Below are 14155 nucleotides of genomic sequence, written 5' to 3'. Positions count from 1 at the left end.
CATAGAATGCCGACATCCCTCTGAATTTCCCCTTCTGCTGTTGACGGCCCCGCCATGCGCCTGTATCCGATTCACATGCCGGTCCGATTCATTCTCTTCTTCGCCCTCGCCTGCCTGATCTCGGGCTGCACCCTGGCCAAGAGCCTGGGCATCCGGATCGACAACACCATCCCGGTCACCGACGAAATGCGGCGCGACGCCGAGGCCGCCGGACACCTGGACGAGGCCATGCAGGGCTATCACAACGGCCAGTTCCTGGACCCGGTGTCGGCCCTTTCCCAACTGGACCAGGCCATTGCCATCAATCCGGACCTGGCCGACGCCCAGCTCTACAAGGGCCTGGCCCACGCGCAGCTCGACCAATGGCAAGAGGCGCTCGGGCCGCTGGAGGCTGCCTCCAGGCTCCGCCCCCACAACGTCAAGGCCGTGTATCTCCTGGGCTTCACCCAGTGGAAGCTGGGCATGACCGGGGAGGCCGAGGCCACCATGACCCGCTGCATCGAGCTGGACGGCTCCCATGTGGACGCCTACGTGCAGCGCGGATACATGCGGGCCCAGTCCGGCGAATATCAGGCGGCCGTGGACGACTATTCCCAGGCCATCGCCATGGCCCCCAACCGTTTCGACGCCTATTTCAACAAGGGCCTGGCCCTTTTCGCCCTCAAGGACTACGAGCAGGCCGCCGACGACTTCACGGAGGCCATGGCCCTGGACCCCAATTCCGCACGCGCCTTTGCCGCGCGGGGCGAATGCTTCCTGCGGCTGGGGCAGTACGCCCGGGCCCGCAAGGACCTGAGCCAGGCGGCCCGCACCGACAGCAGCTCCAGGATAATGGAACTGATTGCCCAGGCCTATGCGGGGGAAGGCGACTTTTCCTCGGCTGTGGAGACCCTGAACCGGGCCATTGCCATGACCAGGGCGCAAGGGGACGAGCAACAGAGCCGCCGCCTGACAGAGCTCAAGGACAGCCTCATTCGCCAGGTCCTGAAAAAAACGACCCCCTAGCGCAGGATCTCGTAGGTCATGCGCGCGGCAATGCCCACCATGGTGGCGGCACAGCCCCAGACCATGCGCTCCAATGTCCGTATCTTCACGCTGTTGGCGGAACAGTTCCGCTCCTTGTTGATGGCCCGGATATCATCCTGGATGGATTTGACCCGCTCATCGATGCGGATCAGCAGATCGTGCAACTCGCGGTTGTCCTTGGGACTCATTCAGTCCCTCCCAAGGCATCGCGAAGTCCCTTGACCGCACCGGGCAGGTAGTCGCCGATCTTCTTGACCCCCAGAACGGCGGCAACGATCCAGAACGTGATCTGCAGGAACCAATCCGGGAGCGCCTCCCAGGCTGCAAGCACCTCTCCGGCCTCCTCGGGACAGAGCCCGCTCCAGATGAAAAATCCGATCCAGGCAAAAAAAAGCACGTCGTCCTTCCAGCCCGCGTTTTCCAGCTGCTTCATCTCCCACTCGTGGTTGAACTCCTGGTCGGACTGCGCCAACCGGATGCGGTTCTCCATGACCGCCTTGCGGACCTCCTGTTTCTGTTTCATGTACCCGGCCACGCCTTCCACCACGGTGGTGAACAGGCCGGCCACGGCTCCGATGATCGGTAACGGCATAGGTTGCATTCCCTCCTTGTTTTGGCACCAGGCCCTTCCCGGCCCCTGGAGTATGGCACGGCCCCGGGCGCGGGGACGGCTTTGCCCCGCCCCGGGGAACAAAAAGGGCGGTTTTCCCCTGTTGACAGCAACCGGCCCGCTTCCGGGCCTTGGCGAACACCGGCCGGATAGGATAGGCTGCGGCAAACAAACACGGAGAACCGTTGATGATGCGCATACTGCTGACGGCCCTTTTCCTGTCGACCCTCCTGTGCGGCACGGCGCAGCCCCTGTCCTTTGAACAGGCCATGAAGGGCCTGGACCCGGTTTCCAAATACTTCATCTTCATCCCGGGCGAAGAAATGGAACAGGGCGGCACGGGCCCCAAGACCCGCTACGGCACCTACGAATACGACAAGATCGTCACGACCCTGGAAAAACAGGGGCTCACGGTCATCAGCGAGACCCGCCCGAGGGTCAGCGCCCTACAGTATGCCGGAAGCATCGTCTCCAAGATCAGGCGCATGCTCGGCGCGGGCGTGCCGTCCGTGCACATCACGGTGGGCGGCTTCGGCAAGGGCGGCTACATCGCCCTGCTGACGGCATCGTCCCTCAACGACCCGTACGTGAGCTACGTGGTCATGGCCGGATGCGGCAGGGGCAGAAACAGCGGCGACTACCAGCAGTTCCTGCGCCGCAAGCGCGGTCACCGGCTCCAGGGCAGGATTCTTTCCCTGTATGATGTTTCCGACCTGGAGGCGGGCTCCTGCAAGACCGCTTTCGAGCAGGCCGGTTCCGGAATCCAGTCCAACGAAATACAGCTGCGCTCGGGAAAGGGGCACGGCCTGTTCTATACCCCCAATCCCCAGTGGCTGATTCCGGTCTCCCGCTGGGCCCAGCAATAACCTTCAAGGAGTGAAGCAATGAAAAAATCCCTCGGCAGCAAGCCCTTTGCCGTGCCCACCCCGGTCTGGGCCGTGGGCGCATATGACCTGGACGGCAACCCCAACGCCATGATCGCGGCCTGGGGCGGCATTGTCTGCTCCCAGCCCCCGAGCATGGGGGTCGCCCTGCGCAAGAACCGCCACACCTACGAAGGCATCCTCAAGCACAAGGCCTTCACCATCAGCGTGGCCGACGAGGCGCACGCGGCCCAGGCCGATTACCTGGGCATCGACTCGGGCAAGGACGTGGACAAGTTCGCGGCCACGGGCCTGACGCCGGTCAGAAGCGACGCGGTGGACGCCCCCTATGTGGGGGAATTCCCGCTCATCGTGGAATGCGTCCTGTCCCAGGTGATCGAGGTGGGCGTACACATGCAGGTCATCGGCGAGGTGGTGGATGTGAAGGTGGACGAGGACAAGCTCAAGCAAGGCAAATTCCCGGACATCGAGCGGATCCGTCCCCTGGTGTTCACCCCCGGCGCCCAGGAATACCACGGCATCGGTTCGCTCATGGGCAAGGCCTTTTCCCTGGGTCTCGAATACCGCAAGAAGTAACCCCGTTCCGAACGGATTCCCAGGCCCCCCGCGTTGTCCAGCATGGCGCGGGGAGTTTTTTCTTTCGCTCAACTGCCTGTTGCGTTATGCTTTTTTGTGAACTCTTTTCCGGAGAAATTGCTCATGAAATATCTGCACACGCTTCTGGCCCTCCTGCTGCTCGGCGCGTTTTCCGCCTGCGGCGGCGACATTGAACCGGGTACGGTGAACGGCCCCACAACGGAATACCATCCCGAGGCCGAAGCCCGCGCCCAGGTGGTGGAAACGCCCCGCCTCCATGAGGCGGTCGGCTCGGTGCAGGCCAAGACGGACGTGCGTGTGGAGGCCCAGGTCACGGGCCGGGTCATGGAAGTGGCGGTGCGGCCCGGAGATGCAGTGAAAACCGGAGACGTGCTCGTAAAGCTGGACAGCCGCCAGTCCGAATCCCGCCTGGAACAGACGCGTCAGGCGCAACAGGCCGCAGTCAGCACCGAGGCCCAGGCCCGCCAGGGCGTGGCCGCCGCACAGGCCGCCTTTACCAAGGCCTCCTCAACCTTCAAACGCATGAGCCAGCTCCACGAGGACAAGGTCATCACCACCGAGGAGTTGGAAAAGGCCGAAACCGCCTTCCTGCAGGCCAAGGCCGTGCTGGCCCAGGCCAGGGATGGCCTTGCCGCGGCCCAAGCCAGCGCCCGACAGGTTGAAAAGAACGTCCAGGAAGCTGAAATAGGCTTGGGCTACACCACCATCACGGCCCCGGCCGACGGCGAGGTTTCGCAACGCTTCGTGGATCCCGGCGACCTGGCCATACCGGGCAAGGATCTCCTGAACCTGCGGACCAGCGGCGGCATGCGGCTGGAGGCCATGGTCCGCGAGGGGCTCATCGGCCATGTCCGCATGGGCCAGTCCCTTGAGATGATCATCACGGCCCTGGGCGAAACGCCCGTGACCGGCCAGGTGGAGGAGATCGAACCCCTGGCCGACCCCGTGACCCGCTCCTTCGTGGTCAAGGTGACCCTGCCCGACCTGCCCGGCCTCTACCCCGGCATGTTCGGCCGGGTGCTCATCCCCCTCGGCTCGGAAAGGACCATCACCGTGCCGACCGCAGCCATCCGCAGCGTGGGCCAGCTCAAGACGGTCATGGTCAGGGACGGGGAGCGCTGGCTCCCGGTCTATGTGCGCACCGGCAGGCCCGCAGGGGACGGTGTGGAAATCCTTTCCGGATTGAACGGAGGGGAAACCGTGGCCCTGGATACGGCACGGGGAGCGAAGTAGCATGAACGGCTCCCAGAAAACCTCCGGGATCCTCCCGTCCATTGTCCGCTTTTTCCTGACCTCCCAGATGTCGGTGATCCTGGCCGTGGCCTCGCTGCTGCTGGGCATTGCCGCCATCCTCGTCACCCCGCGCGAGGAGGAGCCCCAGATCGTGGTGCCCATGGCCGATGTGCTGGTCAACGTGCCCGGGGCCTCGGCAGAGGAAGTGGAAAAACTGGTCACCACGCCCCTGGAACGGCTGCTCTGGCAAATCGACGGAGTGGAATACGTCTACTCCATCTCACGCAAGGACATGTCTGCGGTCACCGTGCGCTTCTTCGTGGGCGAGGACCGCGAGGACTCGCTCATCAAGCTGCACAACGCCATCGCCAAGAACACGGACATGGCTCCGCAGGTGGTCTCGGGCTGGGTCATCAAACCCGTGGAGATCGACGACGTGCCCATCGTCACCCTGACCCTGTACCCGGACTTCGGCTGGGAGGAGCGCTATACGGACCACGACCTGCGGCGCATGGCCGAGGAGCTTTTTCACCGGCTGGCCGAGGTGGAGGACATCTCGCGTCTTTCCCTGCATTCCGGCCGCCCGCGCGAAGTACGCGTGGAACTGCTGCCCGACCGCATGGCCGGGTTCAACATCTCGCCCCTGGAGGTGGCCCGGGCCCTGACCGGAGCCAACCACTCCCTTTCCTCCGGCGCCTTCGAGCGCCTGAACCGGCGAACCGAGGTGGTCAGCCAGTCCTTCCTGCTCTCGGCAGACGAGGTCGCCGACCTGGTGGTGGGCGTGTTCAACGACCGGCCCGTGTACCTGTGCGACGTGGCCGAGATCAGGGACGGCCCGGCCGAACCGGAGAGCTATTCACGCATCGGTTTTTCCACCCCGTACCTCCAGGCGATCGGACAGACGCAGGCGACCGGGAGCCGCCCGGCCGTAACCCTGGCCCTGGCCAAGAAAAAGGGCACCAACGCAGTACGGGTGGCCGAAGACATCCTGACGCGAATCGAAACGCTTAGACGGGAGGTCCTCCCGGCGGGCGTGGCCGTGGAGGTCACCCGCAACTACGGCCAGACCGCCCAGAACAAGGTCAACGAGCTGCTCAACTCCCTGGTCTTCGCCATCATCACCGTGGTGGCCCTGCTGGCCGTGGCCCTGGGCTGGCGCGAGGCCCTGGTGGTGGCCCTGGCCGTGCCCATGAGCTTTTCCCTGGCCCTGTTCGTAAACTACCTGTTCGGCTACACCATCAACAGGGTCACGCTCTTTGCCCTGATCCTTTCCCTGGGCCTGGTGGTGGACGATCCCATCACCAACGTGGACAACATCCAGCGCCACATCCGCATGGGCGCGAAGAACGCCCTGGAGGCCACGCTGGAGGGCGTGCGCGAAGTGCTGCCGCCGGTGATCATGTCCACCCTGGCCATCATCGTTTCGTTCACGCCCATGTTCTTCATCACCGGCATGATGGGTCCGTACATGGCCCCTATGGCCGCCAACGTGCCGCTCACCGTGACCTTTTCCACGGTTGCGGCCCTGACCGTGGTGCCCTGGATGGCCTATCATCTGCTTAAAAAACGCGCCCCGAGCGAACCGCAGGAGCAGGCCTCGTCCGTGGACGCGGCAGACCCCAGGCTGGTGAAATTCTACACCCGGGTCATCACGCCCTTCCTGGACAAGGCGCGCAACCGGCGCTTCCTGCTGCTGGGGATCCTGGGCGGCCTGGCGCTCTGCGCCGCCCTGGTGCTGTTGCGTCAGGTACCGCTGAAGATGCTGCCCTTCGACAACAAGAACGAGCTTCAGCTGGTCATCGACCTGCCCGAGGGAGCCACCCTGGAAGCCACGGACCGGGTGGTGCGCGATTTCGAGGAATACCTGCGCACCGTGCCCGAGATCACCAATTTCGTGACCTATTCCGGCTCGCCCTCGGCCATGGACTTCAACGGCCTGGTGCGCCATTACTACTGGCGCACCGAACCGCAGCAGGCCGACATCCGCATCAACTTCGCGGACAAGTCGCGCCGGGCCATGCAGAGCCACGGCATCGGCCTGCGGCTGCGCAACGACCTCACGGCCCTGGCGGAAAAACACCAGGCCAGGTTAAAAATCGTGGAATCGCCGCCCGGCCCACCGGTCATCAGCACCATCACCACCGAGGTCTACGGTCGCCCAGGCCTGCCCTACCCGGCTCTGGTCCAGGGGGCCAAACACATCGAAACCCTCATGGCCGATGAGCCCGGCGTGGTGGATGTGGACGATTCCGCCGAGGCCGAACAGACCATGTTCGACTTCATCCTCGACAAGGAAAAGGCCGCCCTGCACGGCATCACGGCCGAAGATGTGGTGCGCACCCTGCGCATGGCCCTGGCGGGCGAGGCGGTTTCCACCGTGCACGAACCCAGCGAACGCCAGCCCCTGCCCGTGCGCCTCGTCTTGCCCGAAAACCGCCGCACCGGTCCGGACCAGCTGGCCGAGCTGCGCATGAAAGGCAAAAACAACAAGATGGTGCCCCTGGCAGAACTGGGCAGGTTCGTGCCCACGCCCGTGGAGCAGCCCATCTACCACAAGAACCTCAGGCGCGTGGCCTACGTGTTTGCGGATACGGCCGGGCGCGCACCGGGAGAGGCCATTCTGGACCTGCAGTCCCGGCTCAAGGCCGATCCCATGCCGCCGGGTACCTTGGCCGAATGGGCGGGCGAAGGCGAATGGAAGATCACCCTGGACGTGTTCCGCGACCTGGGCCTGGCCTTCGGGGCCGCACTGCTGGGCATCTACATCCTGCTCATCATCCAGACAGGCTCCTACGGCATGCCCCTTTTGATCATGTCGGCCATCCCCCTGACCATGCTCGGCATCATGCCCGGATTCTGGCTCCTGAATCTCCTTGCGGGCGGCGAGATCGGCGGGTTCGGGGATCCGGTCTTCTTCACGGCCACCTCCATGATCGGCATGATCGCCCTGGGCGGCATCGTCATCCGCAACTCCCTGGTGCTCATCGAATTCATCCAGCAGGCCCTGGACGAAGGACGCTCCCTGCGCGAGGCCATCATCCTCTGCGGCGCGGTGCGCATGCGGCCCATCGTGCTCACGGCCCTGACCACGGCGCTGGGAGCCTGGCCCATCACCCTGGACCCCATCTTCTCGGGCCTGGCCTGGGCGCTCATCTTCGGGCTGTTCGCCTCCACCCTGTTCACCCTCGTGGTGGTGCCCACCGGCTATTTTGTCATGTATGGAAAAGAGTAAAAACGAGAAAGGGATGCTTTTTAAAACATCCCTCTCTCGATCTCTCCTCCTGTACACCTCTTGGAGATCACGCTTCGCGTGATGAAATCATAATATCGGCAAGCTATCGAACATCTATTTTTGCTATAAATACAAATAAAAAAGCCCCGGCAAGCAGCTTGCCGGGGCTTCGAATCCGTCTCTGACTAGAGAATCTCTTTTATTTCCAGGTCAAGCTTGGAGGCCTGCATGGCATCGCTGTCCCCGAGAACGGTGATGGCGCCGTTTTCGGCAACGATGCGGGCGGCCTGGGCCAGCTTCTTGAAATCCTCCCTGGTGGTGGAAAGGATCTGGTCGCGGACCTCCTGGCGGAAGGCGTCGGTTTCGCCCACCAGCTCGCGGGCCGTGGCCGCAAAGCCCTTGGCGTCCGGGAGCATGTAGGTATCCAGCTCCCCGATGGCCCCGATAATCGACTTTTCCAGCTCGTCCTGCGGCACCTCCAGGTTCTCCAGAAAATCCGCCACCCCGTCATAGGCCTGAATGGTCTTTTCCACGTTGGGGTCGCGATAGGAAACGAAGTTGAAGCTGCCGCTGGTGCGGTCGAACAGGCAGAACCCGCCGTAGGCTCCGCCCTGCACGCGCACCTTTTCCCACAAATAGCTGGTGCGCAGGAACTTGGAGGCGGCGTGGACCGCACCCACGAATTCAAAGCCGTGCTCGTACACGTTGCACCCCTTGCCCACGTAATTGACCTGGGACGGAATGGCCAATCCCTCGCGCTGCGGCAGGGGGTCGGGGCAGAAGACAACGGGATCCGCACCGTTTTCCGGCAGGGCGTCCACGATGCCCTTGAGCACCGATTCCAGCACCACGAAGTCGCCCTGAGGCAGGGTGGCGTTCAGGACCAGACCCTTTCGCGAAAGCAGTAGTTCGCGAACCCGCTCCAGCTCCCTTGCCACGCCCCTGAAATCGGTTTCCACGCGCTCGGCCAGCTCGCGCAGAAAATGAAGGCTGGTCACGCCGGAAATGGCCTCTTCCATGGCATGGGCGCGATGGGCGCGGGCCTTGAGACGCGCGGCCACCACCTGATGGCCGGCAGGCACGAGGCGTTGCTCGGCTCGGGACTTGGCCTCGAACAGGATCTGGCGGAAACGCTCCAGGTTGTCCAGCTTGGTTCGGGTCAGAAGCTCGGTGAGGATCTCGGCGGTTTCCTGCGCCTTTTCCATGGTGCACTTGGCCCGGACAAACAGGCGAGCGGCTGCCCGGTCCGTGCCCCGGATGGGAGAGACGAACACCTGGGCATGGATGCCGCCCGTGGTGCGGGCGATCCACTGGGAAAGATCCACATAGTCGCGATCCTGAGTGCCCATTTCCGTAAGCATGCGGCCAAAGAGCGAGATATAGGGCAGCAGTTCCCCGGGCACGCCCGAAAGGTCAAACCCGAAATCCAGGTAGGCGATGCCGTTGGTGAACAGGTCATGATGGTAGCAGGAGACACCGGCCACGTGCTTCATTTCCGTGGGCACGTTCTGGTTCTCCCGGTCCAGGTCGCTCACGGCCAGCCGGGGGATGGTGGCCAAGGCCTCCGGGGAATCCGGTTCTTCCTGCAGCCGGTGCAGTTTCCCGGCCTCCTCGATGACCCGTACGATATCCTCGCCGGACATTTCAGCCTTGGCCGCCTTCAGACGGGCGCGTTCCTTGTCCGCGATGCGTGCGGCCATCTTCTGGTCCGGCTCCAGCAGCACAGTTGAGCGATGGGTGTTGTGCAGGAACAGGCGGGCCAGGAGTTCCTCGAAAATCCTGTCCCCGTTTTCCACCCAATGCTTGATGTTCCCGAGCGGCTCCTCAAAGGGCAGCAGAACCAGGGGATCGCTGTCCTCGCCGTCCTCCCTGTCATACAGCCAGGAGGAAAGGGACTGGAACATGAGGGTCAGGCCGCGCGGATACGAGCCGGTGTTGTTCTCGCGCAGGCTGAATTCCACCGAGTTGATGGCCGCCTCGACATCCTTGGGATCGAGGCCTTTTTCCACCAGGTCCTTGATGGTATGAAAGACGATGGACTCCACCTTGTGGGCATTGGCCGGGTGGATGCCCTTGAGCCCCACGGAAAAGAACATCTGGCGGATGTCCGCTTCCAGCCCCACCCCGGCCAGGTCTTCGCCCAGCCCGGAATCCATGAGCGCCTTGCGCAGGGGCGAGGAAGGCAGGCCGATAAGAATGTGTTCCAGAATGTGCAGGGCCAGGTTCAGATTGGCGTCCGAGGTTTCCGCCAATCCCCAGTTGACCGTGAACATGCCCTTGGCCAGGCGCAGGGAGGCCGGGTACGGCTTACGCACGGCCACGGCATCCGTAAAGCGCTCCTGCAGGGGCACGCGGAATCCGGAAACGTCGATCTTCTCGAACTGGTCAAAGTATTCGGCCAGGATTTCCAGCCGTTTTTCAGGATCGTCATCCCCGTAGAAATAGGCGTATGCGTTGGAGGGATGGTAATGGGTGCGGTGGAACTCGCTGAACTGCTCCCAGGTCAGGTCCGGGATGACCTCGGGATCCCCGCCAGAGTCCAGGCCGTAGGTGTTGTCCGGAAAGAGCGACTGCTGGGAATGCTCGTACAGCAGGCTGTCCGGGCTGGAATAGGCCCCTTTCATTTCATTATAGACCACGCCCTTGTAGGTCATCTCCCCTTCGGGTTCGGCAAGCTCGTAGTGCCAGCCCTCCTGCTTAAGCCGGTTCCGGTCCAGGTTAGGGAAGAACACGGCATCCAGATACACGTCCACCAGGTTGTAGAAGTCCTGACGGTTGGCGCTCGCCACCGGGTAGCAGGTCTTGTCCGGAAAGGTCAGGGCATTGAGAAAGGTCTGGAGCGAGCCTTTGAGCAGCTCCACGAACGGCTCCTTGACCGGGTACTTGCGCGAGCCGCACAGAACGGAATGCTCCAGGATGTGGGCGATGCCCGTGGAGTCCGAGGGCGGCGTGCGGAAGCTGATTCCGAAGACCTTGTTCTCGTCGTCGTTGATGATGGACAGCACGCGGCCGCCGGTCTTGACGTGGCGGTACACCTCGGCCTTGCTGTTCAGTTCCGGTATCTCCAGTTCGCGAATCTTCTCGAATCCGTGAGTCATATGCTCTGTTCTCTCTTTCAGGATGTATTGTGCGGTTTCAGGCCGGGCCGCGCCCGGGTCCCAACCTATACACCATGACGCCCCGGCTTGAAAGCACGGGAAAATGCAAAAAGCGCTTGACGGCGGCCTGCCACATGTTTAGAACCTTTTTGAAAGCAGTAATCATTCCTACTTAGAAATAATTTTGAACCCAAGGAGATAGTTATGAGCTACGAACACGAACATGAGCTGGAATTCGCAAAAGTCGGCCAGCCTGTCCCGGAATTCAAGATGGAAACCTACGATCCCGAGGAAGGCTTCTTCGGCGAGGTGAACCTCGGCGAACTGCGCAAGCAGGGAAAGTGGGTGGTCCTGTTCTTCTACCCGGCGGACTTCACCTTTGTCTGCCCCACGGAACTGGCGGACCTGGCCGCCAGGCACGCCGAGCTCAAGGAACTGGGCGTGGAAGTCATCTCCGTTTCCACGGACACCAAGTTCACCCACATGGCCTGGAAAAACGACGAACGCCTGCTCCAGGACGTGCGCTACACCATGGCCTCCGACCCCACGGGCATCGTCTCCCGGTACTTCGACGTCTATGACTACGACACCGGCCTGGCGCTGCGAGGCACCTTTGTCATCAACCCCGACGGCATGCTGGTCTCCTCCGAGGTCAACTTCTACAACGTGGGCCGCAACGCGGACGAACTGCTCCGCAAGATGAAGGCCAACGTCTACCTCAGGGAAAATCCCAACGAGGCCTGCCCCGCCAAGTGGGAACCGGGCAAAAAGACCCTGACCCCCGGCGAGGCCATGGTCGGCAAGGTCTACGAAGCCCTGAACGGTTAGCAGGAAGCCTGGGGAAACCCCTATGAAAAAGGGGTTTCCCCAGGCCCATCCCAAAGCTTTCGCACAAGAGCCTTTCCGTACAAAAGCCCCGAAATCCAGACAAAAAAAAGATCCATGCCGACGCGTACTCATCGGTACGCATGGATTTGATCTTTTTGAAGCAACGTCGCAATCGAGCCCTTTTGGGCCAAAATAGAAATGTGCGCCATGCCGGGTTACCCGACCGCTCCCGCCTCGGTCCAACCTCGGCTAGGGTAGCTCTTCCTGACGCACTGCGCTTTTTTTCTGCTGCGGCGACTCATTTCGCCATTCTATGATCCGTTTCGGTTTAATCGCCCGCATCCTCCGTTAGGGTTGATGCCGATATGCTCATGGGCCCTTGCACTATTTACATAAGCATTCCGACCTTCATGTCCAGACATATCGGGAAGAAATATTGTGAAAAATTCAGTGGAAAAACTGTGTAAAAAAAGTGCGCCCTTCCGGATGACCCGGTGGTCCCTCGGTCCTGTTCATATTGGACTCCGACAGGTGACCTTTATGGCGCACATTGCTCTTTCAAGGCAGATGGCGACTCAATTCGCCGCATTGCTGTAAACCAGTCGGTCTCGATTATTTTCCATCACCCTCCGTTGCGGTTGGTGCTGCCCCCCGAAGGGGAAAAACCTTAACTCTTGATGCCAATATACGCCTGTGGAAAATCACTGTCCAGACCCAAATCCAAAAAAAACAGCAATTCCTTCTCAACCGCTCCGAAATGCTGAAAATAGATAAACGCCTTCAGGCGCGCATCTCTGCGCGCCTGAAGGCGTAATCAGCTTTGAAATATGACTTTTTAAAATAAGGTCGTCGGCTACAGCTCGATATCTGACAGGGCGGGATCGCTGAGCAGATCCATGACCCGGTCCATATTGAACTGGTGCGCCTTGATGGATTCGGCGTATTCCGCCATCTCCTGCTCTCGCCGAACCTGTTCCTGCGCCAGGATGCGGGCCCGCTTTTCAGCGGCGTTGCGGCCAACGGTTTCCATGGCCTCGTCCACGTGCTTATCCGTGGTAAGAGACTTCTGTTCCGCCTGCTTTTTTTCCTCGGACGGGGAGTAGACCACCCGGACAACTTCGATATTCATGCTGAACCTCCTTGCAGCGTGCCTGGCAAGTAGCCAAATTCATGCCGCCCAGAAAAAGATCAACAATTTCAACAAAAAAATTGTTCATTCAGGCGAATAATGAGGAAAAAAATGCTCCATTACCGGGCCCGGCGCACCGGCACCCACCAGAGACTCAGCAGGACAAGCGCATAGAAAACGCCATACACGGCCACAAACTTCCAGGCCGCGCAATCGAAAAAGAGCAACCGGCCAAACCAATGGGCGATGAAGCCGCCTCCCGGTCCCCCTCCCTGCCCTGCGGCCGCACGGAGCTGGCTTTCCCAAGAGGTCAGCGGGCACATCCAGCCCAGCAGGGTTTCCAGCAACACGAAACCCATGAGCCCCACATGGAGAAACCGGAACCACGGGTTGCGCACAAAGGCCCATCCAAGCCAGGCCCCCAGCCAGACCAGCGGCAGGCTCAAGGCATTGAAAGTCGCCACCAGCACATGCGCGACAAGCACCGCGTCCGCCAGCAACCGGGCGGTCTCGGGGCTCACACGCCCGCCTTGAGCCGGGCCAGGAAACGTTCCAGCCCCTCCGTGTAGACCGAACCGGAATCCAGATACCCAACGTTGTGGTTGCCGCTGATCTCCAGAAACCATTTGGGCCCTTGGTACCCCTCGTACAGGGACCGGCCCAGGGCAAAGGGCACCACGTCATCCTGCGGGCTGTGGATCACCAGAGCAGGAACGCGCACCCCGTCCAGATGCCGGACGCTCTCATACCGGAACCGGGCCAGCTGCCGGACGGGCAGCCAGGGGTAGAGCCGCTTGCCCATGTCCACCAGCGACGTGAAGGTGGATTCCAGGATCAGACCGACGGGCTGCCGGCCCTCTGCAAGCAATTCCCCCGCCAGCGCCGAGGCCACACCTCCCCCCAAGGAGCGCCCGAACACGACCACTCGGTCCGGGGAAATCCCCTGCCGTGCAACAAGCCACCGCCAGGCGGCCCGGGCATCCGCGCGGGTGGCTTTCTCCGAAGGTGTCCCACCGCTCAGGCCGTAGCCGGAATAGTCGAAAAGGAAAACGCTCAGCCCCAGGTCGTGAAAGATGCGCAGGGTTTCCAGCCGGTGTGAAACATTGCCCCCGTTGCCATGGCAGAACAGCAGGGTGAAGCGCGCCCGGTCATGCGGAAGCCACCAGCCGTGCAGTCGGGTTCCCAGCTCGTTTTCGAAACGCACCTCCTCATAATCCAGGCCTATATCCGAAGGCGCGGCCACCAGTTCGCGCACCGGGTAATAGACCATGCCCTTCTGGGAAAAGAACACGCAGGCGGAAAGTAGCAGATACCCGAGGGCCAGCAACAACAGCATTATCTTGAGTACGATCATGAAAACTCCCTTTGTCGCGCTCCGCGAGGGTAGCACGGCCCGCCCTGGGTCAAAAGAATGAAATCTATCCCGCTAAGATACTAGCCAAGAAAGAAAATCCTTCCTATAAACATAGTACTGAAGAGGCAACAGAGCCCGTATTTTCGGGGACCACATAAGGAGGT

Annotated in this window: 12 protein-coding genes; 6 read left to right on the top strand and 6 right to left on the bottom strand. The window is 61.7% G+C overall.

The window, feature by feature from the left end; genetic code table 11:
* The first annotated feature begins 54 nt into the window (after positions 1 to 54).
* Positions 55 to 1005: a tetratricopeptide repeat protein gene (locus FGL65_RS03495; protein ID WP_147819675.1), complete on the top strand. Its 951-nt coding sequence runs from the start codon at positions 55 to 57 to the stop codon at positions 1003 to 1005.
* Here FGL65_RS03495 and FGL65_RS03490 read toward each other — a convergent pair.
* Positions 1002 to 1214, bottom strand: coding sequence for a hypothetical protein (locus FGL65_RS03490; RefSeq protein WP_147819674.1), 213 nt, complete (start codon positions 1212 to 1214; stop codon positions 1002 to 1004). The two genes, FGL65_RS03495 and FGL65_RS03490, sit on opposite strands and share 4 nt — an antisense overlap.
* The gene (locus tag FGL65_RS03485; protein ID WP_147819673.1) at positions 1211 to 1618 is read right to left on the bottom strand and encodes a hypothetical protein; all 408 of its coding nucleotides are present in this window, start codon (positions 1616 to 1618) and stop codon (positions 1211 to 1213) included. Before FGL65_RS03485 ends, FGL65_RS03490 begins: the two co-directional genes overlap by 4 nt.
* Positions 1619 to 1824: 206 nt before the next feature.
* Here FGL65_RS03485 and FGL65_RS03480 point away from each other — a divergent pair, with 206 nt between their 5' ends.
* The 4 genes from FGL65_RS03480 (at position 1825) to FGL65_RS03465 (ending at position 7582) form a co-directional block, all read left to right on the top strand.
* On the top strand, positions 1825 to 2502 hold the full coding sequence (locus FGL65_RS03480; RefSeq protein WP_147819672.1) for a hypothetical protein: 678 nt from the start codon (positions 1825 to 1827) through the stop codon (positions 2500 to 2502).
* Between the two features lie 18 nt (positions 2503 to 2520).
* Complete coding sequence (locus FGL65_RS03475) at positions 2521 to 3096, top strand: flavin reductase family protein (RefSeq protein ID WP_147819671.1); 576 nt, start codon at positions 2521 to 2523, stop codon at positions 3094 to 3096.
* Between the two features lie 123 nt (positions 3097 to 3219).
* Positions 3220 to 4350, top strand: a complete 1131-nt coding sequence (locus FGL65_RS03470; protein ID WP_147819670.1) for an efflux RND transporter periplasmic adaptor subunit — start codon at positions 3220 to 3222, stop codon at positions 4348 to 4350.
* Between the two features lies 1 nt (position 4351).
* Positions 4352 to 7582: an efflux RND transporter permease subunit gene (locus FGL65_RS03465; RefSeq protein ID WP_147819669.1), complete on the top strand. Its 3231-nt coding sequence runs from the start codon at positions 4352 to 4354 to the stop codon at positions 7580 to 7582.
* 185 nt (positions 7583 to 7767) lie between these two features.
* On the opposite strand, the gene FGL65_RS03460 is transcribed toward FGL65_RS03465, so the two are convergent.
* On the bottom strand, positions 7768 to 10680 hold the full coding sequence (locus FGL65_RS03460) for an insulinase family protein (protein WP_147819668.1): 2913 nt from the start codon (positions 10678 to 10680) through the stop codon (positions 7768 to 7770).
* A 204-nt stretch (positions 10681 to 10884) separates the two neighbouring features.
* Between FGL65_RS03460 and FGL65_RS03455 the strand changes: the two genes are divergently transcribed.
* Positions 10885 to 11508, top strand: a complete 624-nt coding sequence (locus FGL65_RS03455; RefSeq protein ID WP_147819667.1) for a peroxiredoxin — start codon at positions 10885 to 10887, stop codon at positions 11506 to 11508.
* Between the two features lie 853 nt (positions 11509 to 12361).
* On the opposite strand, the gene FGL65_RS03450 is transcribed toward FGL65_RS03455, so the two are convergent.
* The 3 genes from FGL65_RS03450 to FGL65_RS03440 all read right to left on the bottom strand — a co-directional run bounded on the left by FGL65_RS03450 (position 12362) and on the right by FGL65_RS03440 (position 13991).
* Entirely contained in the window at positions 12362 to 12637 is a 276-nt protein-coding gene (locus FGL65_RS03450) for a hypothetical protein (protein WP_147819666.1), read from the bottom strand.
* A gap of 119 nt (positions 12638 to 12756) precedes the next feature.
* Positions 12757 to 13158, bottom strand: a complete 402-nt coding sequence (locus tag FGL65_RS03445) for a DUF2784 domain-containing protein (protein WP_222705789.1) — start codon at positions 13156 to 13158, stop codon at positions 12757 to 12759.
* Positions 13155 to 13991 carry an alpha/beta hydrolase gene (locus tag FGL65_RS03440; RefSeq protein ID WP_147819664.1) on the bottom strand — a complete coding sequence of 279 codons (837 nt, stop codon included), beginning with the start codon at positions 13989 to 13991 and terminating at the stop codon, positions 13155 to 13157. The genes FGL65_RS03445 and FGL65_RS03440 overlap by 4 nt, the downstream gene beginning before the upstream one ends.
* Positions 13992 to 14155: the final 164 nt, after the last annotated feature.

The organism is Salidesulfovibrio onnuriiensis (assembly GCF_008001235.1).
In the GTDB taxonomy this organism is placed as follows: domain Bacteria; phylum Desulfobacterota; class Desulfovibrionia; order Desulfovibrionales; family Desulfovibrionaceae; genus Pseudodesulfovibrio; species Pseudodesulfovibrio onnuriiensis.
Note: the sequence above shows the minus strand (reverse complement) of the source record. Positions and strands in the feature narration are given on the sequence as shown.